This is a genomic window from Sphingobacterium sp. GQ94, assembly GCF_059758715.1.
Window position 1 is genome coordinate 72,785 of record NZ_JCAXEC010000005.1, and the last position, 26,585, is coordinate 99,369.

Consider the following 26,585-nt stretch of genomic DNA (forward strand, 5'->3'; position numbering starts at 1 on the left):
CAGATTTCATAGTGCTCTATTTGTAATCAAAGTATGATTTCTCTATTTTAATCATTCTACTAGAGAGTTCCTGCAGATATGTTTAATCTTTTTTAAGAATATTCTTTCGGGCGATTTAAATCATCAGCTAATACACGCCCATTATTGGAAGTCCACAGGCACTGCGGGACTTACTTGAAAAGCTGACCTGAATGATTATGGAGTCGTCTTGGAAACGGGAAGTATTTTTCCGTTGTAATATTTGTGCCCATTTTGGGCGAATTCTGCCACATATCTTCCCATTTCAAATGCTAATGTTCCCGCTTGGGTATCAGGAAATGCCGCTTCGAACATTTCTGTTTGAGAGGATCCCAAGGCTAAACAGTTCACGCGAATGTTTCTTTCTTTAAATTCTTCTGCTAGACATTCTGTTAAAACTGAAAGTGCCCCTTTGCTCGCAGAATAGGCGGCTAGACCTGGAAATTTTGAAGCACCCTGGAAACCTCCCATACTGCTTATGTTTAGGATATGGCCTCCGTTATTCATTAGCGGAACAATATGTTTTATCATGTTAATATGTCCAATTACATTGCTTTGTAGCATTTGTGCAAATTCATCATCGCTGGTTTCCAAAAATGGTTTATTGATCAGTGCCCCGGCATTGTTGATTAAAATATCAACCTGGTTGAATTTTGATTTGACAAATGGAATAAGGGATTGTGAATAGTTATCATATACGATGTCAAATTGAGCTGGGAATAGTTTTCCTCCTCCTACATTAAGAGATGTGGAAATTTCAAGTAGCTTACTTAATTTATCTGCAGATCTGGCAAGGGCGATTATTTGATTGTCTTTGTTTGCTGCTAGATCTAAAACAGCTTCAAAACCTATACCGCTGCTTGCTCCTGTAATGATGATATTTGCCATAATATTTGCTTATTCTTTCTCGAATTCTTTTTCTACTTCTCTTGCAGAAGGTAATTTATCAGCGCCTAAACGTTGCGGTCTAAATATATAGTATATCCCGCTTGATGCGGTTAATAAAGAAATGATATAAAAAATTAAACTGATTGTAACTGCAATGTGTGGATCCAATCTCAAGTAAGTTGCTAAACTAAATATGACGGTTTCTCGTAGACCTATTGCTCCACCTATGGAAGGAACAATCGCCACTAATGAGGAAACCATAAAGATCAACAAATAAGGAGAGAATTTTCCATCAAAATTAATCGCATAGAGAATGAATATCGCCGTAACTGTTTGGAAACCCTGCACGCAAAGTGCTTTAAAGTGTGTGGTGAGAAAATTCTTTAGAAATTGTTTAAAAAATAGTTTTAGCAGATAGAGATAACTAAATGTTCCTAATAGCAAAACGGCAATAGTTATTGCGTTTGGAATAGCAAGTCTGGGCATAAATATCACAAGCGACCCAATAATCACACACAATGCCCAAAGTCCACTAAGTCGATCAAAAAATACAGACCCTAATACCTGCCTGCGTGAAATTTGAAAGGTTTTTTTAAGAAAAAAAATCTTATAACCATCGCCACCTATTCCCCCTGGTAGAAAAAAATTATACAACAAACCCAATTGATATAACCTAAAATTATAGCGTTCGGTGAGTTTGAGCCCTATCGCCTTAAAAAACGAATTTAACCTTGAGGAGGCCAGAATTACCGAACATAAATAAGCGATCAATGCGAGAAAAAGATATGTGGGTTGGCTGTTTTGAAGTGCTTCCTGAAGCTCAATTAAAGAAATCTTTGTGGATACCCAGTAAATTGCACCTAAAGTGATCAGTACCTTAATTAAATTCTTAATAATATCCCAGATTTTTGATTTGTCCATGTAATCTTATGGTTGTGTTAAAGCATTGGGTAAATACGAGAGTATAGTAAGAGCAAGTAAATTACAAAAAAAGCGCCGCTCAAACTGAATAACCAATTAATATCAGTACGCTGATATTTTTCTCGTAGCATAATAAACATTAAGACTATACATAGTGCAAATAATGTAATTGGCGCAAATATAGCCCATTTATGGGGAAATAATAATGAAATATTGTTTAGTAAATTCGCATCTTTGCTCAGAGAAAAAGCCAAACCAAGCACCAATACGATTAAAATTAATCTCAACAGGGCTTTCGCGGTAATTTTGCTTATGGTATGATTTTTGGATGTGTTATTTTTCAAAATTATGTACAGAAACTTTTTGTCTACTAATATACATTTAATATACTATTTTAAATCTTGTAATATGCATAAACGTATTTTTTCGTTTTTATCTTTATTCACTTTTGTGTTAATATTGGTAAGTTGTGGAGCTCCCAAAAAAGCCACATCCTCGGGTGATCAAACAGGCACTGTTTCCTCACAAGGCCCCTCTGCATCGCAATGGAGAGCTGGCGTAAAAGGTAAATGGATACTGAATTCAGTTGAACGTGAAAATATTCCAAGTACCTATACTATCAAAAATATTTTCGAAGAGGCTCCGGTAGATTGTTTCATAGGTTCTGTTTGGGATCTTCCAGGTGGAAATCACAGAGGCAGCATTACTTTCAATGCCGATGGAACATTGTGTGCAAACGGCGCTGTTAGGACTATTGTATGGTCCATCTTCAATCCAGGTAGTAATGGCGGGCAACCTGCTTTTCAATTCAAAAAAATATATGCAGGTGATAAAGCCGCTAACGTGACCAGTGGATATCGCTTAGATTTGATATTTGCTGATGAATCTACTTTAGAAATGCGAATGCCTGTTGCATTGGATAATGGCCAAGGTTCTTTATTTCTGAAATTCAGTAGAGCATCTGAATAGAGCCTGAACGGTATTTTATGAAAGCCGCGGAGAGGATCTGCGGCTTTATTTTTTATAGCATACGATCAATTGAGATGAAATTTTAAATATATTTGCGAATCATAACTACTAGCATGAGTCAAAATAGTAATAAAGTTGCCTTAATTACTGGAATTACCGGCCAAGATGGAGCATATTTGGCTGAATTTCTCTTAAAAAAGGGCTATATAGTGCATGGACTTAAAAGAAGAAGTTCGTCTTTTAATACCGATCGAATTGATCATTTATATCAAGATCCACATCAATTGGGACGAAATTTTGTGTTGCATTACGGGGATCTTACTGATTCAACCAATCTTATCAGAATTATTCAGGAAACCAGACCCCACGAGATATACAATCTAGCAGCACAATCTCATGTAAAAGTTAGCTTTGATACTCCTGAATACACAGCAAATGCAGATGGTTTAGGTACTTTAAGAATATTAGAAGCCGTTCGATTATTAGGGCTTGTACAGCATACTAAAATTTATCAAGCTTCTACCTCCGAACTATATGGCCTGGTACAACAAGTGCCTCAGAGTGAAACTACCCCATTTTATCCTAGAAGTCCATATGCTGTCGCTAAACTCTATGGTTATTGGATAACTGTTAATTACCGTGAAGCATACAATATGTTCGCATGTAATGGGATTTTATTTAACCATGAAAGCCCAGTTAGAGGAGAAACTTTTGTGACCCGTAAAATCACAAGGGCAGCGGCTAAAATTGTGTTAGGACTTCAAGATAAACTCTACCTGGGAAATTTATCCGCCCAGAGAGATTGGGGACATGCAAAGGATTATGTGGAAGCCATGTGGTTAATTCTACAACAGGAGAAACCTGAAGATTTTGTGATAGCTACAGGGGTTACCACAACGGTTCGTGATTTTGTTAGGCTTGCATTTGCTGAATTAGGAGTGGAGATTGAATTCTCAGGTAAAGGTGAGCGCGAAAAGGGGGTAATCATTGATCGTGATGATGAAAGGTTGATCGAACTAGGGATTGAGGTTGATAAAATTAAACTTGGTCAGACGGTTGTCAAAATCGATCCACAATATTATAGACCAACCGAAGTTGATTTATTGATTGGAGATCCTAGTAAAGCAAACACACAATTGGGCTGGATACCTAAATATAGCCTAAATATGCTGATCAATGAGATGGTCCTGTCAGATTTGAAACTAATGAAAAAAGAAGAATATTTAAAAAACGGTGGATTCAATACACCGAATTATTTTGAGTAGTAATTAGTTGGAACAATTTTTGTATGTATCGTTAACAAATTATTAAAAAATTGTTTTCAAAATGGTAATGGATATTTTCCATATTATCCAAAACGTATAATATTAAAATGAATACTGAAGAACAGGTAATAGATTCTGAACAAAATCATGACGAAGTTAGTCTAAAAGCTAAACGTGATAATTCTAAAGTTTACTTCTTTATTATAGCTATTTCTGCCCTTTTGGCAACGAACATATATTTCTATGTCAAGTTTAAGTCTTCGGGTGAGAAGTTATACACCGTGACTTTACAAAAGGAAAATTTACAATCGCAAATTGATATTATCGAGGCTGAGTTAGATAATATTAAGGCTCAAGATATCACCTCGACCGCTAGCCTGGTCTCCGGAGAAAAGGTTGCTAGGTTAAAAATAGAGGAATTGAGAACCAATCTTGAAAATGGTGATATTACTACAGCAGAAATTGAGGTAGCCCGTCAAGATGTTTTCCGATTAAAGGATGAAGTATTCAAAATGAAAGACGAGGTGATCGGTCTGAGAATCAAAAATGAAATGCTAGCCCAGACTAATTCAGAGCTTTCTAAACAAATAGAAGAAACGCAAAATAAAGCTATTGCCTTAGATAAGGATCGACAATCGTTGAACTCTAAAATCGCAAAAGCTTCTTCCATCAAGGTTTCAAATATTCATATTATTGGAATCGAGGTTAAGAAAGACGGCTCATTTGAGAACGAAACGAAAGCGAAACGAATTAATAATTTACAGATTAATTTTACTATCGCAGATAACCCTTTAGCCACTGCTGGTAAAAAACAGATTTATGGCCGAATTATAAATCCTAAAGGGAATTTAATTGCAAACTCGGAAGATATTTTTTATGTACATGGGGAGAAATTGCAGTTTACATTTAGTGATGAAATTAATTTTTCCAACAATGGGCAAGAGTATCAGATCATTTGGTCAAGTGATAATCATGATTTCCAGAAAGGAGCCTATACGGTTCTTTTGTATGCAGATAATGCCATCATGGGTAGGTCTTCGGTGGTGTTGAAATAGGTGAATTTAGGTTTTTATTTAAAGATATTAGGGGTATTTATTACCCCTTTTTTAATTGTTATTGACGTATGAGTTTTCATATATCATACAATAAGTTGGGAAATAAACGTTGTTAAGCATATCATTTCATCGCTCTGTATAAGAAAGAGAAAGGTTGAAAAGGGTCTTTCTTGTACTCAATGTATTCGTTAAGGATTATAAAGCAAGAAATATGGGTAATAAACAACGAAGGGGTCATTTGCTCCTCGAGTTTTTAATTTGGTCGGTACAACCCCTTGATACATTATAACTATCCCATACGTTCGTTTAGCTTTCAGGTCCAACCAGTTGTGCATTATTTTCTTTAATACCCTCGCTTATTTACGAGTAACATAGTTTTGTTTCAATCAATTAATTGTTTGGGCTGTTTTCAGTTTCCTTGTATAGTGGTAATTGAATAGTGAATGTTGTTCCTATTCCCTCGTAGGTCGTAAAGGATATGCTGCCATTTAGCGATTCAATGGTTTTTTTAACAAAGGCTAACCCTAGACCAGTTCCTGAGCTTTTAGTTGTAAAATTGGGTTGGAAAATCTTAGGAATCACATGCGCCGGTATTCCCATTCCGTTGTCTTTAATAATAATTTTTACATTCCCTATTTCACCGTATTCAACAATAATGCTAATTAAGTGTTTTTTACGGCCAATGGAGGCTTCTATCGAATTTTTAATTAGGTTGTTGAACGATCGTAACAATTGGTCTTTATCACCCAAAACAAAGACTTTTTCATGATTAGTGTTGTTGATAATTCTAATATATGTGTTGTGGGTATTGTGGTAAACGTTTGCAGATTTATTGATTTTTTCAAAAATATTAATTTTGGTTAAGTTCGTGTCAGGAAGTTTCGCAAAGTTTGAAAATTCAGTTGCAATTTTTGATAAACTATTTATCTGTTCGATGAAAGAATTCGAGATTTTATGAAATCTTTCCTCAAATTTAGGATCATTCTCGGCATAGCTTCTGCTTAATTGTTGAATGCCTAGTTTCATAGGTGTTAATGGATTTTTAATTTCATGTGCGATTTGTTTTGCCATCTCACGCCATGCATATTCTCTTTCAGCGTTCATCAACTGTTTTGCGTTCTCTTCCAGCTTTACGATCATAAAATTGTATTCCTTCACGAGAGCTCCTATTTCATCATCTCTTTCCCAGTAAAGAGGTTCATTTGGTTTATTACTAAAAATTGTTTGTGATAATTTTTGGCCAATTAAACTGAGTGGCTTGGTAATGGAATTTGCTACCAAAACAGTTAGAAATCCCATGGCCAAAATGATAATTGTATATATGTTTAATAAGGTGTTTAAGAGTAAATTTTGGTTTTGGTTTTCTTCGTCAATTGAAGTGAAATATGGAATATTTAGAAAGACTAAAGTATTAAAATCGTTGTTTTTAATTGCTGCATAACTAGCGTTATATTTAAATTTCACAATGGATTCGCTGGTAAATGTAGCATTTTTTTTCACCACATTAAGGGTGTTAAAAGCTTGAGGATTGATGTATTGAGATAACAACCTTGTTTCATATATTCGAGGTTGAGAGGTGAAAATTAACTTACCATTCTTATTGTATAAATTAAAATCTGTGATAGAAGTTTCTGCTAATTGTTGTACAATTTTGCTAATTTGTGAATCTGAATCTTCCTGAGAGTCTTGTAAGCTATATTCTATCTTTTTAACCACATCCAAGATATAGTCCTGCCTTTGTTGTATTTTCGATTTTTCTAACTGACCTGTTATACTGATAAAGGAAATTATACCAGAGCCAATGACAGCAAAAATCACAACTCCAATAATCATTGTTTGGATCCGGGTACTATATTGGATTCTGTTAATTATGATTTTAAAATGGAATTTAATACTTCTGAAATTAAACGATTTTTGGGCAATGGTGTTGACAATATACAAGATACCTGTGAAGAATATAAAGAAGATGTATAAACAGAGAAACAAGAATGAAAAAATGGCGATTGATTGCCATAGATTCAATTGGGCGATACTTACCACTAAGGTGGTATGTGCATTTGGTTTATAAATTACGTGAAAATAACCGTTTAGATCTTCTATCGACCGAAATTCTAACACTTTTGTGTCAAACATTGCGTCCTTGCTTGGGTAGGTAAATGATCCGTTTTGAGTTAATAGATTACCATCCCTATATAATGCGAAAGACGATACGTTCTTTTGATAATTCTTGATAAATTCAACTCGGCTATCTGATAATATCTCAGGATAGGGAAGGGAGGTGCCAAAAACTCTGTTTTTGAAATTTAAAAATACTTGAACCTGCTTATCTTCATTCTCTCCAATAGGTATGTCGAATTGTAAAAAATATTCTTGAGTTCCCAACTCACTTCGAAGTCTATAGAAATGATCGGTTTGTGGAACCTTTGTAGATTTATTTATTACCTTTTCTCTGTATTCTTCTATTTTGTTATTAGGGTAATTATTTAGAGGTTTTCCCTGGTAATAATAATAGCCACTGAATTCGAATTTTGATAAATATCCACTTAAATAATTGTTTTTTAAATACGTGTTTATGATATTGGTCTGTGTGTGCGGAAGACTGATTTGAAATAACTGTTTTAAACGAACATCCGATAATATTTTGTTTTCCAGTTCCACAAAAAGAGATGTTGCATTCAGGTCGTCTTCCGCGTCTAATTGATTCAGGGTTATTTTCATTTCCCGTTCTACCTTCTCGTGTAAACTTCTCAGGTAAACGGTCGTGGTCATAAAAGCTAGGAAGACTAGCGTAATTATAAAGGTAGACATGGATAAGCTGACCTTGACCCGACTATACGCCCTTAACATGATCACACCAGCCAAAAAGATATTAAAAAAAGTGTTCTCACCGATAATGATGGCATTTAATATGATTGCTGTGACTAATGCAATGAGCTGGATGTTTAAAAATGATGTTGTATTTGGTAATAGAACTTTCAGCAATCCAATTATGCTATCGATGAAATAAAGAAGAATAACCATGTTAATACAAATAATTAGCATGTTTAGCCAACTATATTGATCAAATGAAAGTAAATTCGTTAGATCTAATGCGATAGAGTTACTATTGGTAATTAAGGTAGAAAGATGATAAAAAAGCATATTACTGAGTAAGTAAATGCTTATTATTCCAAAAAATGAGACGATGGCCGCAAGATTTGTGGATACATTTTTTATTGGTGGTTTTAAATAATGCTGGATGGATCGGATGTAAAAGACCAACCAAACGACAAAGATTGTCGTCATAAAGAAGGCCCAAAGGTTCGGTAAAAATGGATTATATGCATAATATTTAGGATCAAATAATCCTAAACTTGATTTAGAAGCCAGCCAGTTTGTGCTTAAATCCACTAAACGAGTCAGAATTAAAGTGACTATAAAAAAGAGAATCGATAACCATGGTTTCCCATTTTTTGCTAGCATATAACAGATATTATTGACTAATATCACAAAACAAATGGAGGCGAATACCCAACAGAAAAATTGGATATTCATGAAGATATTATCGTGTTTACCGGGATTCAGTTTAGCAGAAAATAAGTAGGATCCGGTTTTGCTGTATATATTTTTGATGTTCACCGTATCATTATAATTTGCTATGGTGAGGTTGTTTGTCTTTATAAGTTTAGGCGAAAATGAGTTAAATAGGTAGTCATTGTTAATACTAAAATTGGTTTTTACTGGTATTAAACCAATGATGGATATTCCTCCAGATAAATTTTTATGTTTAAGAATAAAAGATCGATTATTTTCTTGGATAAAAACTACATCCGTTTGAAGTCCAGCATCTGTATGTGGAACATAGGTGTTGTCGCTCCAAAATATTGGTTGGTGATCCTTATAGATATAAAAAAATAATTTGTGCTTTTCGCCCTGTTTCTGCGTAAACTCAAGAACCTGGGTAGGGTAAAGCTCTACATTTTCAAAGGACTTTATGAGTGAAGTATCTTGAAAAATATTATCTATAATTTCTTCATATTCATGGATATTTTTAGTTAGGGTTCTTGTGTCCAGTTCCAACATATCGTCTTTGCTGACCATATTGTTAATCATTATGGCAGTAGCCAATAAAGAAACTGTAAGAATTAGGAGGAGAATTCTAATTTTATTACCCATGAATTTTTGTTTATTAGGGTAAATATAAATAAAAAAGTCCTCGTAACTTTGGATTACGAGGACTTTATAGAGAATTTACCAACTAGTTATGGTGAACATCCTCTGAACGGAAGAATTTCGCTGTGAAATATTCACGGTTCATTCTTGCAATATTTGTAACTTTTATTCCTTTAGGACATTCAGCCTCACATGCATTGGTGTTTGTACAATTACCGAAACCCTCTTTGTCCATTTGATCTACCATTGCCTGAGCGCGCTCATAGCGTTCAGTTTGGCCTTGTGGTAATAACGCAAATTGAGAAATTTTAGCCGATACAAATAACATAGCTGAAGCATTTTTACAAGCTGCAACGCATGCCCCGCAACCGATACAAGTTGCAGATTCAAACGCCTCATCAGCAATCCTTTTCGGAATTAATATATTGTTGGCGTCTTGTGCACCACCTGTATTGACGTTAACATAACCGCCGGCTTGTTGGATTCTGTCAAAGGATGTTCTATCAACCGCTAAATCTTTTAACACAGGAAACGCTGATGCTCTAAATGGTTCAATCACGATGGTTTGTCCATCATGGAAAGAACGCATATGCAATTGACATGTTGTTATTCCGTATTTAGGCCCATGAGCACGTCCATTAATAACCAATGAACACATACCACAAATACCTTCACGGCAATCGTGATCAAAATATATGGGATCCTCTCCTTTGTGTGTAATTTCTTCGTTTACAATATCAAGCATTTCTAAAAATGACATGTCATCTGCAATATTTTTTGCTTGATAAGTCACGAATTGTCCTTTGTCGCTTGTATTTTTTTGACGCCAAACTTTAAGCGTTAAATTCATATGTCCACTCATGATTTTATTTTTGAGTATGAAAAGGCATTAAAGCCTCAATGCTTATTTATAACTTCTTTGGGTTAACTTTACGTTTTCGAAAATTAATTCCTCTTTATGTAAAGTCTCAGGCTGATTATCGCCTTTGTACTCCCATGCTGACACGAATGTGAATAATTCATCATTACGTTTTGCTTCTCCTTCTTCGGTTTGAGACTCTACTCTAAAGTGACCACCACAAGATTCGTTTCTCTCGAGCGCATCATCAACCATTAGTTCTCCTAATTCCAAAAAGTCCGCCACACGGCCTGCCTTTTCAAGAGACATATTTAATTCTTCATTTTCTCCTATAACACGAACATCGGACCAGAATTCTTTACGTAATTCCTGAATCAAACCTTTTGCTTTTTGTAAACCCTCAGCAGAGCGGGCCATTCCACAATATTCCCACATGATGTGGCCTAGTTTCTTGTGGATATCATCAACGGTCTTATTTCCTTTTAAAGACAATAATTTGTTGATTTTAGATTCAACCTCTGAACGAGTTTCCTCAAAAGCTGGATGATTCTTGTCAACTGGTTTGAAGTTTCCAATTTTTGCTAAATAATCCCCAACTGTATAGGGAATCACGAAATAGCCATCGGAAAGTCCTTGCATTAAAGCGGATGCTCCTAAGCGGTTTGCCCCATGATCTGAGAAATTCGCTTCGCCTAAACAATATAGTCCAGGAACGGTTGTCATTAGATTATAGTCAACCCATACACCTCCCATAGTATAGTGAACGGCTGGATAAATACGCATTGGTTGTTTGTATGGATTTTCATCCGTTATCTGATAGTACATATCAAATAAATTACCGTATTTCTCTCTCACTGTATCTTCGCCTAAACGTTGGATCGCATCAGCAAAATCAAGGTAAACGGCAAAACCAGTTTTTCCGACACCACGACCTTCATCTACCATTTCCTTCGCATTACGGGAAGCTACATCACGAGGAACAAGGTTACCAAATGAAGGATATTTTCTTTCTAAGTAGTAATCACGATCATCCTCTTTGATGTCAATCGGTTTCAATTCACCTTTACGAAGTTTTTCGGACAATTCTACTGTTTTGGGAACCCAAACACGTCCATCGTTACGCAATGATTCTGACATCAAAGTTAATTTTGATTGATGGTCGCCTGTAACAGGAATACAGGTTGGGTGAATTTGAGTGTAACATGGATTTGCAAAGAATGCCCCACGTTTGTGTGCTCTCCAAGCCGCAGTTACGTTACAGCCCATTGCGTTTGTGGATAAGAAAAAGACGTTTCCGTAACCACCTGTACACAACAATACTGCGTGACCTTCATGCGACTCGATTTTTCCTGTAATCATATCGCGGGTAATGATCCCCCTTGCCTCACCATCGATCTTAACGAGGTCAAGCATTTCATGACGTGTGTAGGACTTAACTTTTCCTTTTTGTATTTGACGATTAAGTGTTGAATATGCACCTAACAATAATTGTTGTCCTGTTTGACCGCGTGCATAAAAAGTTCTTGATACTTGTGCACCCCCGAAAGATCGGTTGTCCAATAATCCGCCGTATTCACGCGCAAATGGAACACCTTGAGCAACACATTGATCAATAATATTTACGGAAACCTCAGCTAAACGATATACATTCGCCTCACGTGCACGATAGTCACCTCCCTTAATTGTATCATAGAATAATCGGTAAACTGAGTCACCATCATTCTGATAGCTTTTTGCTGCATTGATACCTCCTTGAGCAGCGATCGAATGCGCACGTCTTGGAGAATCTTGGTAGCAAAAAGTTTTTACATTATAACCTAATTCAGCTAATGAAGCTGCTGCAGAAGCTCCTGCTAAACCAGTACCAACAACAATAATAGTAAACTTACGTTTGTTGGCTGGATTAACCAGCTTCATGTCAAATTTATGTTTTGACCATTTTTCGGCCAATGGGCCTGCAGGTACTTTTGAATCTAACATATTTTTTATTTATTTAGAAGATCTGGCGTTTTGCTTAATCTATAAATAACCTATTTAACAAAATAAAAATACAACGGCATTGAAGCGAATGCAATTGGAATTATAATACCGAATATCCAAATTCCAACCCACTTGATTATACCATTATAGCGTCTGTGGTTAAAGCCTAATGTCTGGAATGCAGAATGAAAGCCATGAATCAAATGAAAAGATAAAGCTGCCATTCCCAATACATATAAAGCAACTAAAAATGGATTTTGAAATGTTACCGATACTTGTTTGTACAAGTCCTTAGTTTTAACAACTTCCACACCGTCTTGAGTGTAAATTTTGTAACCGGTGTAATCACTAGGAACATCCTCTGAGGTTGTTATTTGCTTGTTATCAGTAGCTAGCTCTGTGTGGTATTCTACATATGGCGTTGTGCCAAATTTATATTGATACCAAAAGTTTTGCATGTGCGTAACAAGGAACACCAATAGGATCGTTCCCAAAATTCCCATGTTTCGTGAACTCCAAGTACTCCCAGCATTTCCATCATATTGATCATACCCAATCGAGCGCGCTTGCTTGTTCTTTTTAGTTAAGATCAAGGCATCTACAGCGTGAGCAATGAAGGAAAAATAAAGGAGATAAGAAACTACTTTAATAGGTGTGAAGTGGGTCATAAAATAAGCGTAGTTGTTAAACGCATACCCTGCATCATCTTTAAATAGTTGTAAGTTACCAATCAAGTGAACGATTAAGAAAGCACATAAGAACAATCCTGTCAAGCTCATGATTAGTTTCTTCCCTAATGAAGACGTTAATACTGGCTTTGATTTACTCATTATTACTATGAATTTAATTTAGTTCTGCAAATCTATTTAATTGGTGACAATAATATGAGATTTATGTTCAAAAAACTACTAATTTAGAATTGTTCTAATCTTTAACACGTCAAAAGGCCTGACTTTTGATAAATCAGGCCTTTTGATACTGTTGATTGTATTGTTTTTTTAGAATATAGCATATCCGATGCCAACGGACCACATGCTTACGCGTTGTTTATAATCACTACTTTCGCTTGCATTGGATAAACCATGCTCATAACGCAAGTCTACTGTAAAATTACCTACATCGGCTCCCAGACCACCAATAATTCCAGTGGACGTCTTTTTATAATTATCGAAATCAGTTGCAGATTGGAAGGTTACTTTTCCATCTTGAGCAAAAGAGAAAACTGGGCCTGCCTGAATTCGGACACCGATCGGACCTATTCCGATTCTCGTTCCTAATAACAAGGGCACATCCATGCTTTTTAACGTTACCTCACCGTCCTGACCTTCGCCCTCTGTCTCAACGCCCATTTTCTTTTGTGCATAATAAATTTCAGGTTGCAGATGTAATCCTGCTGCACCAATTCTTCCCCATACGCCAATCTGATATCCAGCTTTGGTGTCTGAATTTAAAATTTTACCCTCTGACTGTAGGCTTGAAAAATTTATCGCTCCTTTTACTCCTAGTTTTAAGCTAGGGAATAACTGAGCCTGAGATGCCTGCATACAAAATAACAAAGCAGCTAAACCTAGTATGATTTTTTTCATGTTAAAAATTTATATATTTACTATTTCCAAATACTAAAATATAAGTTTTTATTTAAATCAAGGTAAAATATATGTATAATTTCAAGATTCAGGCTGCAGATTGGCCAATTCTTAAACTAAAATTACAACGAAAATATAACGGATTAACGGATGATGATTTGCAGTTTAATGATGGTCAAGAAGGGGAGTTAATAGATCGATTGGCGAAAAGGTTGAACAGAAAAGTGGATTATGTAATCTTTACACTATCAAAAGAAATGGCAGATTTGACCTCTAACAATCTGTAACAAAATGCAAGAAACTATTTCCTGGAATGATTTCGAAAAGGTTGACCTTCGTCTAGGTACCATTATTAAAATCGAGGATTTCCCCAAAGCAAGAAGGCCAGCCTATAAATTGGAAATTGATTTTGGAATTGATATAGGGGTCTTGAAATCATCTGCTCAGATAACTTTTCACTATAGCCCTTCTGAGTTATTGGGAAAACAAGTCTTAGCGGTTGTTAATTTCCCAAAAAAACAAATCGCGAATTTTATGTCTGAATGTCTAGTAACTGGGTTTGAGGATGAAAATGGAGATATCGTATTGAGTACAGTGGACTGGAATTTACCTAATGGAGCAAAACTAAAATGATCATTTACAATTTTGATAATCAAGAGGACGATCAACCACTTAAGGTAGATGAATTATACATGGCAGAGGCTTTAAAGCTTGCGCATGTTGCACTTCAGGAAAATGAAATTCCAATTGGCGCTGTGGTTGTCTCCAATGGTAAAATTATAGGTAAGGGTTACAATCTTACTGAACGTTTGAACGATGTAACTGCCCATGCTGAAATGCAAGCCTTTACGGCCGCATCAAATTACTTAGGTGGTAAATATTTGCGGGACTGCACTTTATATGTTACCGTCGAGCCATGTGTGATGTGTGCTGGGGCTAGTTATTGGACTCAAATTGGTCGAATAGTGTATGGTACAAAAGATGTGAAGAGGGGATACCATGTTTTTAATGAAAAAATCATCCATCCGAAAACAACAGTGAGTTCCGGAGTTCTTGCAGATCAATGTGCAGAGCTAATGATGTCTTTTTTTCGTAATAAACGCTGAGTTATCCACAAAACACCCGTTTTGACAAACATTAAACGTAGTATTTTGTTATATTCGTACATTGTTAATTTTAAAACTTTAAAATAAAATATAAGAATTATGGCATTTCAATTAGAAGCGTTGCCTTATGCAACCGACGCATTAGAACCACATATTGATAAAGACACAATGGAAATCCACCATGATCGTCATCACCAAGCATATGTTGATAATTTAAATAAAGCGATTGCTGGTACAGATGCTGAAAATTTATCGTTAGAGGATTTGCTTAAAAATATTAGCAAGTATGCAGCTGGCGTACGTAATAATGGTGGTGGCGCATATAATCACAATTTGTTCTGGAATATTTTAGGACCAAACGCAGGTGGAGAACCTACAGGTGAGTTGGCTAAAGATATCCAAGATACATTTGGCTCATTTGATGAATTGAAGAAAAAACTTCAAGAAGCAGGTGCTACGCGTTTTGGATCTGGATGGTCTTGGTTAATCGTTACCCCAGAGGGCAAACTGGCCGTTACTTCTACACCAAATCAAGATAACCCTTTAATGGACGTAGCTGAAGTAAAAGGAACTCCGATTTTAGGCATTGATGTTTGGGAACATGCTTATTATTTAAAATATCAAAACAAACGTCCAGCCTATTTAGATGCAATTTTTAATGTAATTAATTGGGATGCTGTTGCAGAGTTATACAGTAAGGCAAAATAATTTTTAGAATATCTCGATCCTAGATTATCATTTAGGAAGAGATCTTTTTTACTGAAAAAGGGGAGTAGCATAATGATGTTACTCCTCTTTAATTTTAAATACCGGTTTGGAACGAATACTTCTTTCGAAGAAGAGTTGCGTGTTAATGGAAAAATAATCGCTTCTCAATAGCGTTATTTATAAACCTTTATTCCTTTAGTTTAGTTAAAAACTTATAAAAATGGACAAAATATGTTTATCTTCGGCTGAGATACGTTTCCTCTAGATAGCCTTTATTTGCTAACTTCGTATCTTAACCACAAATCTTTGTGAAATTAAACATTCTATATTTCTAGATGTTTAACAGTTGTGGCTTTAGAGTTTAAATTAAATCATATTGTTTATGTTAAAGGGTTTTTTTAATGTTCCTACACCGGCTAACGAACCAGTTTATTCGTACGGTCCTGGAACTAAGGAAAGAAGTTTGCTGAAAGAGGCAATAGCCTCGGCAAGAAAAATAGAATTGGACATACCTATGTATATTGGCGCAGAGGAAGTCCGTACGGACAAGAAGGTGAAAATTTCTCCTCCTCATGATCATCAACATATCTTGGGATATTATAACCAAGGGACTAATGAACACGTAGAGAAAGCAATTGATGCTGCACTGGCGGCAAAAAAAGATTGGGAAAATCTTCCTTGGGAACATCGAGCTGCTATTTTTTTAAAAGCTGCTGAATTAATTTCTAGCAAATATCGCTACAAATTAAATGCTGCGACTATGCTTGGACAGTCGAAAAATGCTTATCAAGCAGAAATCGATTCGGCCTGTGAAATTGCAGATTTTTTGCGTTTTAATGTGAAGTATATGTCTGAAATATACCAACAACAACCTCCGATCAACCCAAAAAATGTTTGGAATAGAGTAGAACAACGTCCTCTTGAGGGATTTGTTTTTGCTTTAACACCATTCAATTTTACTGCAATTGCTGGTAATTTGCCAACAAGTGCTGCGATGATGGGAAATGTTGTCGTTTGGAAACCTTCAAATGCTCAAATATATTCAGCTCAAGTTTTGATGGAAATTTTCATCGAAGCTGGTCTTCCAGCTGGTGTAATTAATCTTGTGTATGTTTCTGGCCCTGTCGCTGGAGAAGTTATTTTTAAACACCCTGATTTTGCGGGTATTCACTTTACAGGTTCAACTGGGGTCTTTCAAGATATTTGGAAAACTATTGGTCAAAACATACAATTGTTCAAAACTTATCCACGAATTGTAGGTGAGACAGGAGGAAAGGACTTTATTATGGCACATCCATCAGCGGATCTTGAGGTGTTGAATACAGCCTTGGTTCGTGGATCATTTGAATATCAGGGTCAGAAATGTTCAGCTGCTTCTCGTGCTTATGTACCTAAGTCTTTATGGAATGACTTGAAAAAATCTATGGAAAGAGATGTTAATAGCTTTAAAGTAGGAGGGGTTGAGGATTTTAGTAATTTTGTCAATGCTGTGATTGACGAAAAAGCTTTTGATAAAATCACAAATTATATCGATCGCGCTAAAGAGTCTGAAGATGCTGAGGTTGTGATTGGTGGTGACTACGATAAGACTAAAGGTTACTTTATTAGCCCAACGGTTATATTAGCAAAAAAGGGTGATTATGAAACGTTAAGTGAAGAGTTATTTGGTCCAGTCTTGACTGTTTATGTGTATCAAGATGATCAATGGGAAGATGTATTGAGCTTAGTAGATAATACGTCAATCTATGCATTAACGGGCTCTATCATTTCTCAAGACCGTTACGCCATAGATCAAGCTAGTTATGTTTTGCGTAATGCAGCGGGTAATTTCTATATCAATGATAAATGTACGGGCGCAGTTGTAGGTCAGCAACCTTTTGGGGGTGCTAGAGGTTCTGGAACCAACGATAAAGCAGGTTCAATGATTAACCTGTTGCGTTGGGTATCTCCGAGGACAATTAAAGAGACTCTTAATCCAGATACTGATTACCGCTACCCATTCTTATCTGAAGAATAATATTTAACTATTTTTAAGCATAAAAAATCCCTGTTACATAGTAGCAGGGATTTTCATAAATAAAAGAAGATTACTTCATAAAACAAGGGGACTATAATCTAGTTTACCCCGTTTTATACCTTACAATTGAATTACTTATTCAGCGATTATTTGTTCGTCTAAATCAATTCCACTTACTTCGGTTCTAATCTTTGTTTCCAACTCTTCCATTAAATCAGGATTGTCTAATAATAAAGACTTAACGGCATCCCGTCCCTGACCTAATTTTGTATCTCCATAACTAAACCAAGATCCTGCTTTTTTAATAATGTTATATTCTACACCTAGGTCGATAATTTCTCCAACCTTGGAGATTCCCTCGCCAAACATTATGTCAAATTCAGCTATGCGGAAAGGAGGAGCCACTTTATTTTTTACAATTTTAACTTTTACTCTGTTTCCAGATACTTCATCTGAATCTTTAATTTGAGAAGTTCTTCGAATATCTAAACGCACTGAGGCATAGAATTTTAATGCATTACCACCTGTTGTTGTTTCTGGATTACCAAACATAACACCAATTTTTTCACGTAATTGGTTAATGAATATACAACAACAATTTGTTTTAGATATTGTACCTGTTAATTTACGCAATGCTTGAGACATTAAACGTGCTTGTAATCCCATTTTAGAATCACCCATTTCCCCTTCAATTTCGCTCTTCGGTACTAGAGCGGCAACCGAGTCAATCACAATAACATCAATGGCACCTGAACGAATTAAATTATCTGCAATTTCTAATGCTTGTTCACCATTATCGGGCTGGGAAATCAATAGATTTTCTATATCTACCCCTAATTTTTTTGCATAATATTTGTCAAATGCGTGCTCAGCATCTATAATTGCAGCGATACCACCTTTTTTTTGCGCCTCAGCAACAATGTGTGTGGCTAATGTCGTTTTACCTGATGATTCCGGTCCATAAATCTCTATTACTCGCCCCTTTGGCACACCACCGATCCCTAAAGCAATATCTAAACCTAAAGATCCTGTTGATATTGATTCTATCGGTTCAACAGCCGAATCGCCAAGCTTCATAACGGTACCTTTACCGTAAGATTTTTCTAATTTATCTAAGGTCAGTTGTAATGCCTTTAGTTTATCTGTGTTGCTCATATTATTAGTATGTTGTTTTCAAAAGTAAGATTAATATTAGAAGTATGCAAATTTTATGCTAAAATAATTAGTTTGTTATTTTTCTGAAGTTGAAGTGACTATATAGGTTTTCTCAAAGTATTTACAGAAGTGCGTGATGGGACAAACATCACATTTTGGTTTACGCGCCAAACAGATATAGCGGCCATGTAAAATTAACCAATGATGCGCAATTGCAATGGTTTCCTTGGGTAAATATTTTACCAATTGCTTTTCAACGGCTAAGGGCGTACTAGCCTTTTGGGTTAGACCTAGTCTATTGCTCACGCGAAAAACATGTGTGTCAACAGCCATTGCGGGGTTATTAAAAACAACAGAAGAGATGACATTAGCCGTTTTGCGTCCTACTCCTGGAAGCTTCACTAAATCTTCTATTCTTTCAGGCACTTCTCCACCGAATTCGGAGATTAATTTTTGTGCCATACCTACCAAGTGTTTTGCCTTATTGTTTGGATAGCTCACCGACCTAATGTAGGTGAAAACTTCATCTGAAGTACTCTGGGCCAACGTAATAGCCTCAGGATACCGTTCGAATAAAGCTGGCGTTACCTGATTAATACGTTTATCCGTACATTGTGCAGATAAGATAACTGCTACTAATAATTCAAAAGGATTACTGTAATTTAACTCAGTTTGAGCATCAGGGTTATGGGTGGAAAAATAGTCGACGAATGCCTTGTATCTATCTTTTTTTAGCATACGCAAAGATAATCAAATATGTTCGTTTTCTTCTTTATTTTGCACGTTAAAACGCGAGATTTGAAGTTTCAAAGGAGCTTAAATTGATAATTGATTTAGCTCGTCTATTCGGTTGATGTAAAGACCCGGGTTTAATTGAAGGTTGTCAGATTGATTGCATTTTTTGTTGCTTCATCAGGAAGAGCGTATGGTCGATAAAGAACAATGCCACTCTAATTAAGAGTGGCATTGTATTATAAGTTACTAAGATTCTTCGAATAGTTGAGTATGTTTTCTATCGTTTTCTCGCTGGGATTTTTTGATAATTGCTGAATGCAACTTTTTATCTTATCCTCGAAGGAGATCTCAACTTTATTTTCCTTAGTGAAATCTGAATGTTGATCTTCGTAACTTACTTCTTTTGAATTAGTAGAGATTTGAACCATAAGCATCTTGAGTTTAATATATAAACGCAAGATACTAAGCAATATTGTTTTAATTTTAACATTTTTTTACTTTTTGCTTGACGCTAATTTATTTGCCTCTGCAATGGCCTTGTAGGCGTTCACGATTCCTCCACTAACGCTTATTTCATCTAAATAAACACGTTTGCTACCAGACTCACTTTTTATTTTTACTTTTTGGTCCACCTTGGTAACGCTTTTTAATATAACATCCTTAACCTCAACAGCCGTTAAGTTTGGGTAATATGCTCTGATCAATGCCGCTAGACCCGAAACTACCGGCGCAGCCATGCTTGTTCCTTGTTGTTCTTTATATTTTGATTCTGGAATAGTAGAATTAATTTTTACACCTGGAGCAAATACATCTACACTTTTATATCCATAATTTGAAAATTCAGCTAATAAATCCGAATTCATTTCCCAACCAGTTGCACCAACTGTAACCCAATTTTTAGCTTCTCCAACAACAGCGTCAAGGCTGTCTGTATAGTATTTCATTGGGTAGTTTTTTTTGATATCATTATCGGAAGCGTCATTTCCGGCCGCATGAATGAGCAAAACGTCTTTGGATTCGGCATATTTGATAGCCTCATCTACTGCTTTTTTGTTATAAACATATCCTTTTCCAAAGCTCATGTTGATGATCTTAGCTCCATTGTTCACTGCATATTTAATTCCATTGGCAACATCCTTATCTCTTTCATCACCATTTGGTACTAATCGTACAGCCATAATCTCCACATGTTTTGCAACACCATTTATGCCAATTTTATTATCGCGATTGGCAGCAATAATCCCAGCAACATGAGTTCCATGTTCAGCATCAGGTCCCTTTACATCGTTGTTACCATAATCACTCTGATTTGCATTTTGATAATCATCCCCAACAATCTCTCTTGGATCAAATTCTTTGTTTAAATGGAAGTCTACCTGCTCATTGAAATATTTGGTTCCTTCCGTGATGTCTTCATAAAATTTCAGAAAACCAGATTTTTCACTTTCTTTTTTGGCTAGGCGAATTGCCATTTTTTGTCTGTCTTCAACGGCTTCAAATTTTTCAAGATCTTCTTTCGTTATATCCTTTGGTTCCTTACCAATGCTTTTGAGGATACTGTCTATTTCAAGTTTTAATCTTCCATAATTTAATTTACCAAAAGAAGCCTCGTCCATTTTAGAGGTATAGTCTGTTATCATCTTTTGATAAGCAACAAACTCCCTTCTTTCTTCTTCTGATAATGGGGTGGAGGGAAGAACGGATAAGTATTTTGGTTCGTAAATTCGAATTAATCGCGTTACCTCAAGGTTATCATGATTAACATTTTTGCCGTTAGGATTACCGATAAAATTCCATCCGTTTATATCGTCGATGTATCCATTTCCATCATCATCTTTACCATTTCCGGGAATCTCTTTTGGGTTCTTCCACATGATTTCCTTTAAGTCTTCATGTTTGGCGTCTACTCCACCATCTAATACAGCGACAATGACCGTTGATGCTTTTCGACCCTCTAATAGCTGATATGCTTGTTCAGTACTGATGCCCATCACTCCGTCTTTTTGGAAGTCTAAATTATACCAATCTTTCGGAGGGTTTTTTTCCTCCTGAGCAAGACTCAAAAATGGAAGTGTACTTAATAGAAGTAAACTCAGTAATTTATTTGTTTTTATCATGTTTTAAAAGATTAAACCTTAACAAAGTTAATCATTTTCGAAATGAACCATTTGTTAATTAATCTAAAAACATTCATATTAAATCTTAATTTTAGCTAAATTATTAACTAGCCAAACTTTTTTATGAAAAATAAATTAATAATTGGATTAATATTTTATTATATGATTTCTTCTTGTTCTACAGATTTGAGTTCGTTTAATGAACCCATTAAATGGCCTAATATCCTTCCGCCAATTGCTCGGCAAATACCGCATGATCGAATTATCCATGGCGAGACTGTCCCAGATCCTTATTATTGGCTTAACGACTACTTTAAAAAAGGTCCTGATTCCTCAAAAGTTGTAGATTATCTGCTCTCAGAAAACACGTATACTGATGAAATGATGAGAGATACTGAGGATCTGCAAAGTCGTCTTTTTCAGGAAATGAAAAACCGGATTAAAGAGGCTGACCAAAGTGTTCCTTATTTAAAAAATGGGTATTATTATTACAGACGTACAGAGGAAGGGAAACAGTACTATAAATATTGTCGTAAAAGAAATAGTTTAGATGCTCCTGAAGAGGTTTTATTAGATGTCGATAAAATGGCAGAAGGTTTTTCTTATTTTTCCATTGGTGGCGTGTCCATCAGTGAGGATAATAAACTGATGACCTATGGTGTCGATACCGTCTCACGAAGGGAATATGTCATCTATGTTAAGAATCTTGAAACAGGTGAGGTTCTGGCAGACAGAATAAACAATACCAGTGGTAGTGCAATTTGGGCAAGTGATAACAAAACTTTTTTCTACACAGCAAAGCATCCGGTGACCTTATTGAGTGAAAAAATTAAACGTCATACTTTAGGGGAAAATGATCAAAAAGACGTCGTGGTTTATCATGAAAAGGACAATACCAATTATATTGGTGTCTATAAGTCTAAAAATGATCAATTTATTTTTATTTATTCCTCGGCAACGCTAAGCTCAGAGACCAGATATTTAAAGGCGGATAATCCCCAAGGAGAATTTCAAGTATTTCAACCTAGAATGAAAGACGTTTTATATTCTGTTACTCCCTTAGCTGACCGATTTTTAATCGTGACAAATGATCAAGCAAAAAACTTTAAGGTTATGGAAACTCCGCTAGATAAAACCTTGAAAGAGAACTGGAAGGAATATATTGCACATAGAGATGAAGTTTTAATTGAAGATGTGGATGAATTTGCGAACTTCATTGTGATTTCTGAACGAAAAAATGGATTGACAAATCTGGCCATTCGAAATTTAAGAAACCATACACAACATTATCTTGATTTTGGTGAACAAGCATATACCGTATTCTCGAGCGCAAATCCCGAATACAATACAGACATAGTACGTTATGGTTACACCTCTTTGGTGACACCTTCTTCTACATATGACTATAACATGATCAGCCATGAGAAAAAACTGCTTAAACAAGTAGAAGTATTGGGAGGATATGATCAAGAGAAATATGTCAGCGAACGCATCATGGCCAAGGCCGGTGATGGAACACAAATTCCAATTTCTTTAGTTTATAAAAAAGGAATTAAAAAGAATGGTCAGACTCCGCTGTTATTATATGCCTATGGTTCTTATGGAAGTTCCATGGATCCAACCTTTAACTCTTCTAGATTATCGCTATTAGATAGGGGATTTATTTATGCTATTGCACATATACGCGGCGGTGAAGAAATGGGTAGGCAATGGTATGAGGATGGTAAAATGATGAAAAAGAAAAATAGTTTTACCGATTTTATTGATTGTGGCAAATGGTTGATTGACAATCAATATACCTCATCCGCACATCTTTACGCTCAAGGAGGGAGCGCCGGAGGGCTGTTAATGGGAGCTGTTATGAACATGGCACCCGAAATCTGGAATGGGGTGATTGCTCAAGTTCCGTTTGTGGATGTAGTGAATACGATGTTGGATGAGAGTATACCCTTAACCACGAACGAATACGATGAATGGGGAAATCCAAATAATAAGGAAGCTTACGACTATATGAAGTCATATTCACCGTATGAAAATATTCAGGCGATTCAATATCCTAATTTGTTAGTTACAACGGGCTTGCATGACAGTCAAGTGCAATATTTTGAACCAGCCAAATGGGTCGCAAAATTAAGAGCTAATAAGAAAGGAGATCATGTTATTCTATTAAAGACTGAAATGGAGTATGGTCATGGAGGAGCTTCAGGTCGATTTGATTACTTAAAGGATATTGCTTTAAATTATGCTTTCCTGTTTAAATTAGAAAACATCAAGGATTAATAAACTGGACCATACATTCCGCTATTTAGACGAATGGAATGTGTGGTCTTTGTTTATTTTTTTAAAGAATCCAGTCGCAAATCATTTTCAGATTCACGTGCATCAATTTGATGTTGTTTGTAATTTTCCATAGCAATTTTACTTGCAGTTTGGGAAACAATAACACCAAATATAGCGATAACGGTCACCACCAGAATACCCCACATGTATTTTTTTTTATCTTGTTTCACTAACCAATACATAAAGAATACGTAAGGAATTACAAATATGAAATAGAAGAATAGACTTGGACCCATCATTTTTTAATTTTGATGCAAAAATAAGGATTTATTATAAATAATGAGATAAAACAATTGACTAGATTTAGAATCTTACACATAGATGTGATTTTTTTAAACTATCAAATAATGTTATATCTGATTGAAAGGTTGGCAATAAAATATAGGTGATATTAGTTTATAAATAAAAAAACTACAATGATATTGCACAAAAGAAAAAAATATTTGTTTACTTTTGCACAGTCTGAGGACACTGATTAAATGGATATTTTAAATGCATTGTAACAAGTTATATATGAACACTATGATTGAAGCTAAACAGAGCTTTGAATGGGTGTTATATTCTGGTGTCAGGTCATTAAATTGTCCTATTCTTAGATTTCGACGACCTATTCTGCCTCGAGCTTGATCCTGGGGCAGGCGCACTTCCCACAAAGATTGTTCATGCAGCTCATTGAACATTAATTAAAATATTTTGTTTAGTTAATTAAAATACTTAGGTATTTAATTTTTAGGTCGACTTTATTAATGACGATTTCCGATTTTTTGATTATTCCTGCCTCAGCTGATCATGTGATATATGCCGAGACAATCTGTGCTGAAATGTTCGAGTCAGCAAAGGCTCGTGGTACAGGTATTGCACGTCGTAAACCAGAGTACGTTGCGCGTAAGATGGAAGAGGGTAAAGCTGTAATTGCTTTGCATAAGGATGGAACCTGGGCAGGTTTCTGTTATATTGAGACTTGGAGCCATGGTGATTATGTCGCTAATTCTGGGTTAATTGTTAATCCAATTTACAGGAAGGTTGGCTTGGCCAAAGCAATTAAAAAACGTGTTTTTGAGTTATCTCGAGAGAAATACCCTAATGCAAAAATTTTTGGTTTAACAACCGGCCTAGCCGTTATGAAGATTAACTCCGATTTGGGTTATGAACCAGTAACGTATTCGGAGTTATCTCAAGATGAGGAATTTTGGAAAGGATGCCAATCTTGCGTGAACTTCGATATTCTAATGGCAAAAGAACGTAAAAATTGTCTCTGTACAGCTATGCTATGGGACCCCGTAGAAAAGGAAAAGGAATTAAAAGAAAAGTTATTGCGTAAAGCTGAGGCGAAAGAACGTTTGGAACGTATTTCTAAAAAACAGTCTCTTTTAAAAAGAATTGAGGCAAAGCTATGGAAGTCCACCAAGAAAATGGTTGCTGCGGTTATTCCCTCAAAGATCAGACCTGAGAAAGGTTTTTAATTTATTATTTTTGTAATTATCAGTATATAAATCGTTATAAAATGAAAAAAGTAGTTTTAGCTTTCAGTGGTGGCTTAGATACATCCTTTTGTTGCATTTATTTGACACGTGACTTGGGGATGGAAGTACATTCTGTAATTGTTAACACAGGTGGATTCTCTGAACAAGAATTAGTTCAAATAGAAAAGAGGGCTTACGAATTAGGTGTTAAATCCCATACCACAATCGATGAGACTGAAGACTACTATCGTGATACGATCAAATATTTGATTTTCGGTAATGTCCTAAAGAATGCTACTTATCCTTTATCTGTTTCCGCAGAAAGAGTATGTCAAGCGACTGCTATTGCTAATTATGTAAATAAAATTGGCGCACAATATGTTGCTCATGGCTCTACAGGTGCAGGGAATGATCAAGTTCGCTTTGACATGATCTTCCAAACACTTATTCCGGGAATTGAAATCATCACACCAATACGTGATTTGGAATTATCGCGAGAAGCAGAAATAGAGTATTTGAATAAACATGGTGTTGAATATTCCGCTGAAAAAGCTAAATACTCGATTAATAAAGGATTATGGGGAACCTCAGTCGGAGGAGCAGAGACATTAACTTCCAATCAATATCTACCAGAAACGGCTTGGCCAACCCCTGTTACTAAAAGTGAACCTATTCAGATTACTATTGATTTTGAGCATGGAGAACCTGTGGCCTTGAATGGAGAGAAAATTGGCGCGGTACAAGTGATTCAAAAATTGCAAGCCATTGCCCAACCTTATGGTATCGGGCGAGATATCCATGTTGGTGATACCATCATCGGTATTAAGGGCCGGGTGGGTTTTGAGGCAGCTGGATCGCTTATCATTATCAAAGCACATCATGCTCTTGAGAAACATACATTAACCAAATGGCAGTTATCATGGAAAGACCAGTTGGCGGCTTTTTATGGCAATTATATGCATGAAGGTCAGATGCATGATCCAGTAATGAGGGATTTGGAGGCCTTTTTGCAAAGCTCTCAGAGCACCGTTACAGGTCGTGTATTTGTGGAGCTTCACCCATATCGTTTTGTGATCTTGGGGATTGAATCGGAACACGATTTGATGTCCACAAAGTTTGGTAGTTATGGGGAAATTAATAAAGGGTATACTGCCGATGATGTGAAAGGGTTCTCGAAAATATTTGGAAATCAAACTGGAATCTGGCATAAAGTAAATAAAAAGAATTAACTCTTTTTATTTTAAATGAAAG

Annotated in this window: 22 protein-coding genes; 11 read left to right on the forward strand and 11 right to left on the reverse strand. The window is 35.8% G+C overall.

Annotated features, from left to right (window positions below):
- Positions 1–195 precede the first annotated feature (195 nt).
- Both AC6CHH_RS06695 and AC6CHH_RS06700 read right to left on the reverse strand, forming a co-directional pair.
- Positions 196–906 carry an SDR family oxidoreductase gene (locus AC6CHH_RS06695; RefSeq protein WP_498281051.1) on the reverse strand — a complete coding sequence of 237 codons (711 nt, stop codon included), beginning with the start codon at positions 904–906 and terminating at the stop codon, positions 196–198.
- A 9-nt stretch (positions 907–915) separates the two neighbouring features.
- Positions 916–1,827, reverse strand: coding sequence for a lysylphosphatidylglycerol synthase transmembrane domain-containing protein (locus AC6CHH_RS06700; RefSeq protein WP_498281053.1), 912 nt, complete (start codon positions 1,825–1,827; stop codon positions 916–918).
- A 408-nt stretch (positions 1,828–2,235) separates the two neighbouring features.
- Here AC6CHH_RS06700 and AC6CHH_RS06705 point away from each other — a divergent pair, with 408 nt between their 5' ends.
- The 3 genes from AC6CHH_RS06705 to AC6CHH_RS06715 all read left to right on the forward strand — a co-directional run bounded on the left by AC6CHH_RS06705 (position 2,236) and on the right by AC6CHH_RS06715 (position 5,116).
- Positions 2,236–2,796 carry a lipocalin family protein gene (locus AC6CHH_RS06705; RefSeq protein WP_498281055.1) on the forward strand — a complete coding sequence of 187 codons (561 nt, stop codon included), beginning with the start codon at positions 2,236–2,238 and terminating at the stop codon, positions 2,794–2,796.
- Positions 2,797–2,909: 113 nt separating this feature from the next.
- A complete protein-coding gene (gene gmd, locus AC6CHH_RS06710; protein ID WP_498281058.1) occupies positions 2,910–4,061 on the forward strand; it encodes a GDP-mannose 4,6-dehydratase in 1,152 nt (383 codons plus the stop codon).
- Between the two features lie 107 nt (positions 4,062–4,168).
- Positions 4,169–5,116 (forward strand): DUF8428 domain-containing protein, encoded by a 948-nt coding sequence (locus AC6CHH_RS06715; protein ID WP_498281060.1) that lies wholly within the window; start codon positions 4,169–4,171, stop codon positions 5,114–5,116.
- A 390-nt stretch (positions 5,117–5,506) separates the two neighbouring features.
- Here the strand turns inward: AC6CHH_RS06715 and AC6CHH_RS06720 are convergent, their stop codons facing one another.
- From AC6CHH_RS06720 to AC6CHH_RS06740, 5 genes are all read right to left on the reverse strand, one after another.
- Complete coding sequence (locus AC6CHH_RS06720) at positions 5,507–9,271, reverse strand: ATP-binding protein (protein WP_498281062.1); 3,765 nt, start codon at positions 9,269–9,271, stop codon at positions 5,507–5,509.
- A gap of 82 nt (positions 9,272–9,353) precedes the next feature.
- On the reverse strand, positions 9,354–10,130 hold the full coding sequence (locus AC6CHH_RS06725) for a succinate dehydrogenase/fumarate reductase iron-sulfur subunit (RefSeq protein WP_498281064.1): 777 nt from the start codon (positions 10,128–10,130) through the stop codon (positions 9,354–9,356).
- A gap of 42 nt (positions 10,131–10,172) precedes the next feature.
- A complete protein-coding gene (locus AC6CHH_RS06730) occupies positions 10,173–12,107 on the reverse strand; it encodes a fumarate reductase/succinate dehydrogenase flavoprotein subunit (protein ID WP_498281066.1) in 1,935 nt (644 codons plus the stop codon).
- Between the two features lie 50 nt (positions 12,108–12,157).
- Positions 12,158–12,937, reverse strand: coding sequence for a succinate dehydrogenase cytochrome b subunit (locus AC6CHH_RS06735; RefSeq protein WP_498281068.1), 780 nt, complete (start codon positions 12,935–12,937; stop codon positions 12,158–12,160).
- A gap of 168 nt (positions 12,938–13,105) precedes the next feature.
- Complete coding sequence (locus tag AC6CHH_RS06740) at positions 13,106–13,693, reverse strand: porin family protein (RefSeq protein WP_498281070.1); 588 nt, start codon at positions 13,691–13,693, stop codon at positions 13,106–13,108.
- A 71-nt stretch (positions 13,694–13,764) separates the two neighbouring features.
- On the opposite strand from AC6CHH_RS06740, the gene AC6CHH_RS06745 reads away from it, so the two are divergent.
- The 5 genes from AC6CHH_RS06745 to pruA all read left to right on the forward strand — a co-directional run bounded on the left by AC6CHH_RS06745 (position 13,765) and on the right by pruA (position 17,524).
- A complete protein-coding gene (locus AC6CHH_RS06745) occupies positions 13,765–13,980 on the forward strand; it encodes a hypothetical protein (protein WP_498281072.1) in 216 nt (71 codons plus the stop codon).
- A 4-nt stretch (positions 13,981–13,984) separates the two neighbouring features.
- Positions 13,985–14,326, forward strand: coding sequence for a tRNA-binding protein (locus tag AC6CHH_RS06750; RefSeq protein WP_498281074.1), 342 nt, complete (start codon positions 13,985–13,987; stop codon positions 14,324–14,326).
- Positions 14,323–14,799, forward strand: coding sequence for a nucleoside deaminase (locus AC6CHH_RS06755; RefSeq protein ID WP_498281076.1), 477 nt, complete (start codon positions 14,323–14,325; stop codon positions 14,797–14,799). The genes AC6CHH_RS06750 and AC6CHH_RS06755 overlap by 4 nt, the downstream gene beginning before the upstream one ends.
- Before the next feature lie 99 nt (positions 14,800–14,898).
- Positions 14,899–15,507: a superoxide dismutase gene (locus AC6CHH_RS06760; RefSeq protein WP_498281078.1), complete on the forward strand. Its 609-nt coding sequence runs from the start codon at positions 14,899–14,901 to the stop codon at positions 15,505–15,507.
- A 382-nt stretch (positions 15,508–15,889) separates the two neighbouring features.
- Positions 15,890–17,524, forward strand: coding sequence for an L-glutamate gamma-semialdehyde dehydrogenase (pruA, locus tag AC6CHH_RS06765; protein ID WP_498281080.1), 1,635 nt, complete (start codon positions 15,890–15,892; stop codon positions 17,522–17,524).
- A gap of 135 nt (positions 17,525–17,659) precedes the next feature.
- On the opposite strand, the gene recA is transcribed toward pruA, so the two are convergent.
- From recA to AC6CHH_RS06780, 3 genes are all read right to left on the reverse strand, one after another.
- The gene (recA, locus tag AC6CHH_RS06770) at positions 17,660–18,679 is read right to left on the reverse strand and encodes a recombinase RecA (RefSeq protein WP_498281082.1); all 1,020 of its coding nucleotides are present in this window, start codon (positions 18,677–18,679) and stop codon (positions 17,660–17,662) included.
- Between the two features lie 75 nt (positions 18,680–18,754).
- The gene (nth, locus tag AC6CHH_RS06775) at positions 18,755–19,417 is read right to left on the reverse strand and encodes an endonuclease III (protein ID WP_498281084.1); all 663 of its coding nucleotides are present in this window, start codon (positions 19,415–19,417) and stop codon (positions 18,755–18,757) included.
- Positions 19,418–19,908: 491 nt separating this feature from the next.
- Entirely contained in the window at positions 19,909–21,531 is a 1,623-nt protein-coding gene (locus AC6CHH_RS06780; protein ID WP_498281086.1) for a S8 family peptidase, read from the reverse strand.
- A gap of 123 nt (positions 21,532–21,654) precedes the next feature.
- Here AC6CHH_RS06780 and AC6CHH_RS06785 point away from each other — a divergent pair, with 123 nt between their 5' ends.
- Entirely contained in the window at positions 21,655–23,811 is a 2,157-nt protein-coding gene (locus tag AC6CHH_RS06785) for a S9 family peptidase (protein WP_498281088.1), read from the forward strand.
- Between the two features lie 53 nt (positions 23,812–23,864).
- Here the strand turns inward: AC6CHH_RS06785 and AC6CHH_RS06790 are convergent, their stop codons facing one another.
- Entirely contained in the window at positions 23,865–24,110 is a 246-nt protein-coding gene (locus AC6CHH_RS06790) for a hypothetical protein (RefSeq protein ID WP_498281090.1), read from the reverse strand.
- Positions 24,111–24,617: 507 nt separating this feature from the next.
- On the opposite strand from AC6CHH_RS06790, the gene AC6CHH_RS06795 reads away from it, so the two are divergent.
- On the forward strand, positions 24,618–25,334 hold the full coding sequence (locus tag AC6CHH_RS06795; protein ID WP_498281092.1) for a GNAT family N-acetyltransferase: 717 nt from the start codon (positions 24,618–24,620) through the stop codon (positions 25,332–25,334).
- Between the two features lie 41 nt (positions 25,335–25,375).
- On the forward strand, positions 25,376–26,563 hold the full coding sequence (argG, locus tag AC6CHH_RS06800) for an argininosuccinate synthase (RefSeq protein ID WP_498281094.1): 1,188 nt from the start codon (positions 25,376–25,378) through the stop codon (positions 26,561–26,563).
- Positions 26,564–26,585: the final 22 nt, after the last annotated feature.

Excerpts from the sequence above, each read along its gene's own strand:
- AC6CHH_RS06760 (WP_498281078.1), top strand. The coding sequence starts at position 14,899 with ATGGCATTTCAATTAGAAGCGTTGCCTTATGCAACCGACGCATTAGAA.
- AC6CHH_RS06755 (WP_498281076.1), top strand. The coding sequence starts at position 14,323 with ATGATCATTTACAATTTTGATAATCAAGAGGACGATCAACCACTTAAG.
- AC6CHH_RS06730 (WP_498281066.1), bottom strand. The coding sequence starts at position 12,107 with ATGTTAGATTCAAAAGTACCTGCAGGCCCATTGGCCGAAAAATGGTCA.
- AC6CHH_RS06750 (WP_498281074.1), top strand. The coding sequence starts at position 13,985 with ATGCAAGAAACTATTTCCTGGAATGATTTCGAAAAGGTTGACCTTCGT.
- AC6CHH_RS06790 (WP_498281090.1), bottom strand. The coding sequence starts at position 24,110 with ATGATGGGTCCAAGTCTATTCTTCTATTTCATATTTGTAATTCCTTAC.
- recA (WP_498281082.1), bottom strand. The coding sequence starts at position 18,679 with ATGAGCAACACAGATAAACTAAAGGCATTACAACTGACCTTAGATAAA.
- AC6CHH_RS06725 (WP_498281064.1), bottom strand. The coding sequence starts at position 10,130 with ATGAGTGGACATATGAATTTAACGCTTAAAGTTTGGCGTCAAAAAAAT.
- gmd (WP_498281058.1), top strand. The coding sequence starts at position 2,910 with ATGAGTCAAAATAGTAATAAAGTTGCCTTAATTACTGGAATTACCGGC.
- AC6CHH_RS06745 (WP_498281072.1), top strand. The coding sequence starts at position 13,765 with ATGTATAATTTCAAGATTCAGGCTGCAGATTGGCCAATTCTTAAACTA.
- AC6CHH_RS06720 (WP_498281062.1), bottom strand. The coding sequence starts at position 9,271 with ATGGGTAATAAAATTAGAATTCTCCTCCTAATTCTTACAGTTTCTTTA.
- AC6CHH_RS06785 (WP_498281088.1), top strand. The coding sequence starts at position 21,655 with ATGAAAAATAAATTAATAATTGGATTAATATTTTATTATATGATTTCT.
- nth (WP_498281084.1), bottom strand. The coding sequence starts at position 19,417 with ATGCTAAAAAAAGATAGATACAAGGCATTCGTCGACTATTTTTCCACC.
- AC6CHH_RS06705 (WP_498281055.1), top strand. The coding sequence starts at position 2,236 with ATGCATAAACGTATTTTTTCGTTTTTATCTTTATTCACTTTTGTGTTA.
- AC6CHH_RS06780 (WP_498281086.1), bottom strand. The coding sequence starts at position 21,531 with ATGATAAAAACAAATAAATTACTGAGTTTACTTCTATTAAGTACACTT.
- AC6CHH_RS06700 (WP_498281053.1), bottom strand. The coding sequence starts at position 1,827 with ATGGACAAATCAAAAATCTGGGATATTATTAAGAATTTAATTAAGGTA.
- AC6CHH_RS06795 (WP_498281092.1), top strand. The coding sequence starts at position 24,618 with ATGACGATTTCCGATTTTTTGATTATTCCTGCCTCAGCTGATCATGTG.
- AC6CHH_RS06735 (WP_498281068.1), bottom strand. The coding sequence starts at position 12,937 with ATGAGTAAATCAAAGCCAGTATTAACGTCTTCATTAGGGAAGAAACTA.
- AC6CHH_RS06715 (WP_498281060.1), top strand. The coding sequence starts at position 4,169 with ATGAATACTGAAGAACAGGTAATAGATTCTGAACAAAATCATGACGAA.
- AC6CHH_RS06740 (WP_498281070.1), bottom strand. The coding sequence starts at position 13,693 with ATGAAAAAAATCATACTAGGTTTAGCTGCTTTGTTATTTTGTATGCAG.
- argG (WP_498281094.1), top strand. The coding sequence starts at position 25,376 with ATGAAAAAAGTAGTTTTAGCTTTCAGTGGTGGCTTAGATACATCCTTT.
- AC6CHH_RS06695 (WP_498281051.1), bottom strand. The coding sequence starts at position 906 with ATGGCAAATATCATCATTACAGGAGCAAGCAGCGGTATAGGTTTTGAA.
- pruA (WP_498281080.1), top strand. The coding sequence starts at position 15,890 with ATGTTAAAGGGTTTTTTTAATGTTCCTACACCGGCTAACGAACCAGTT.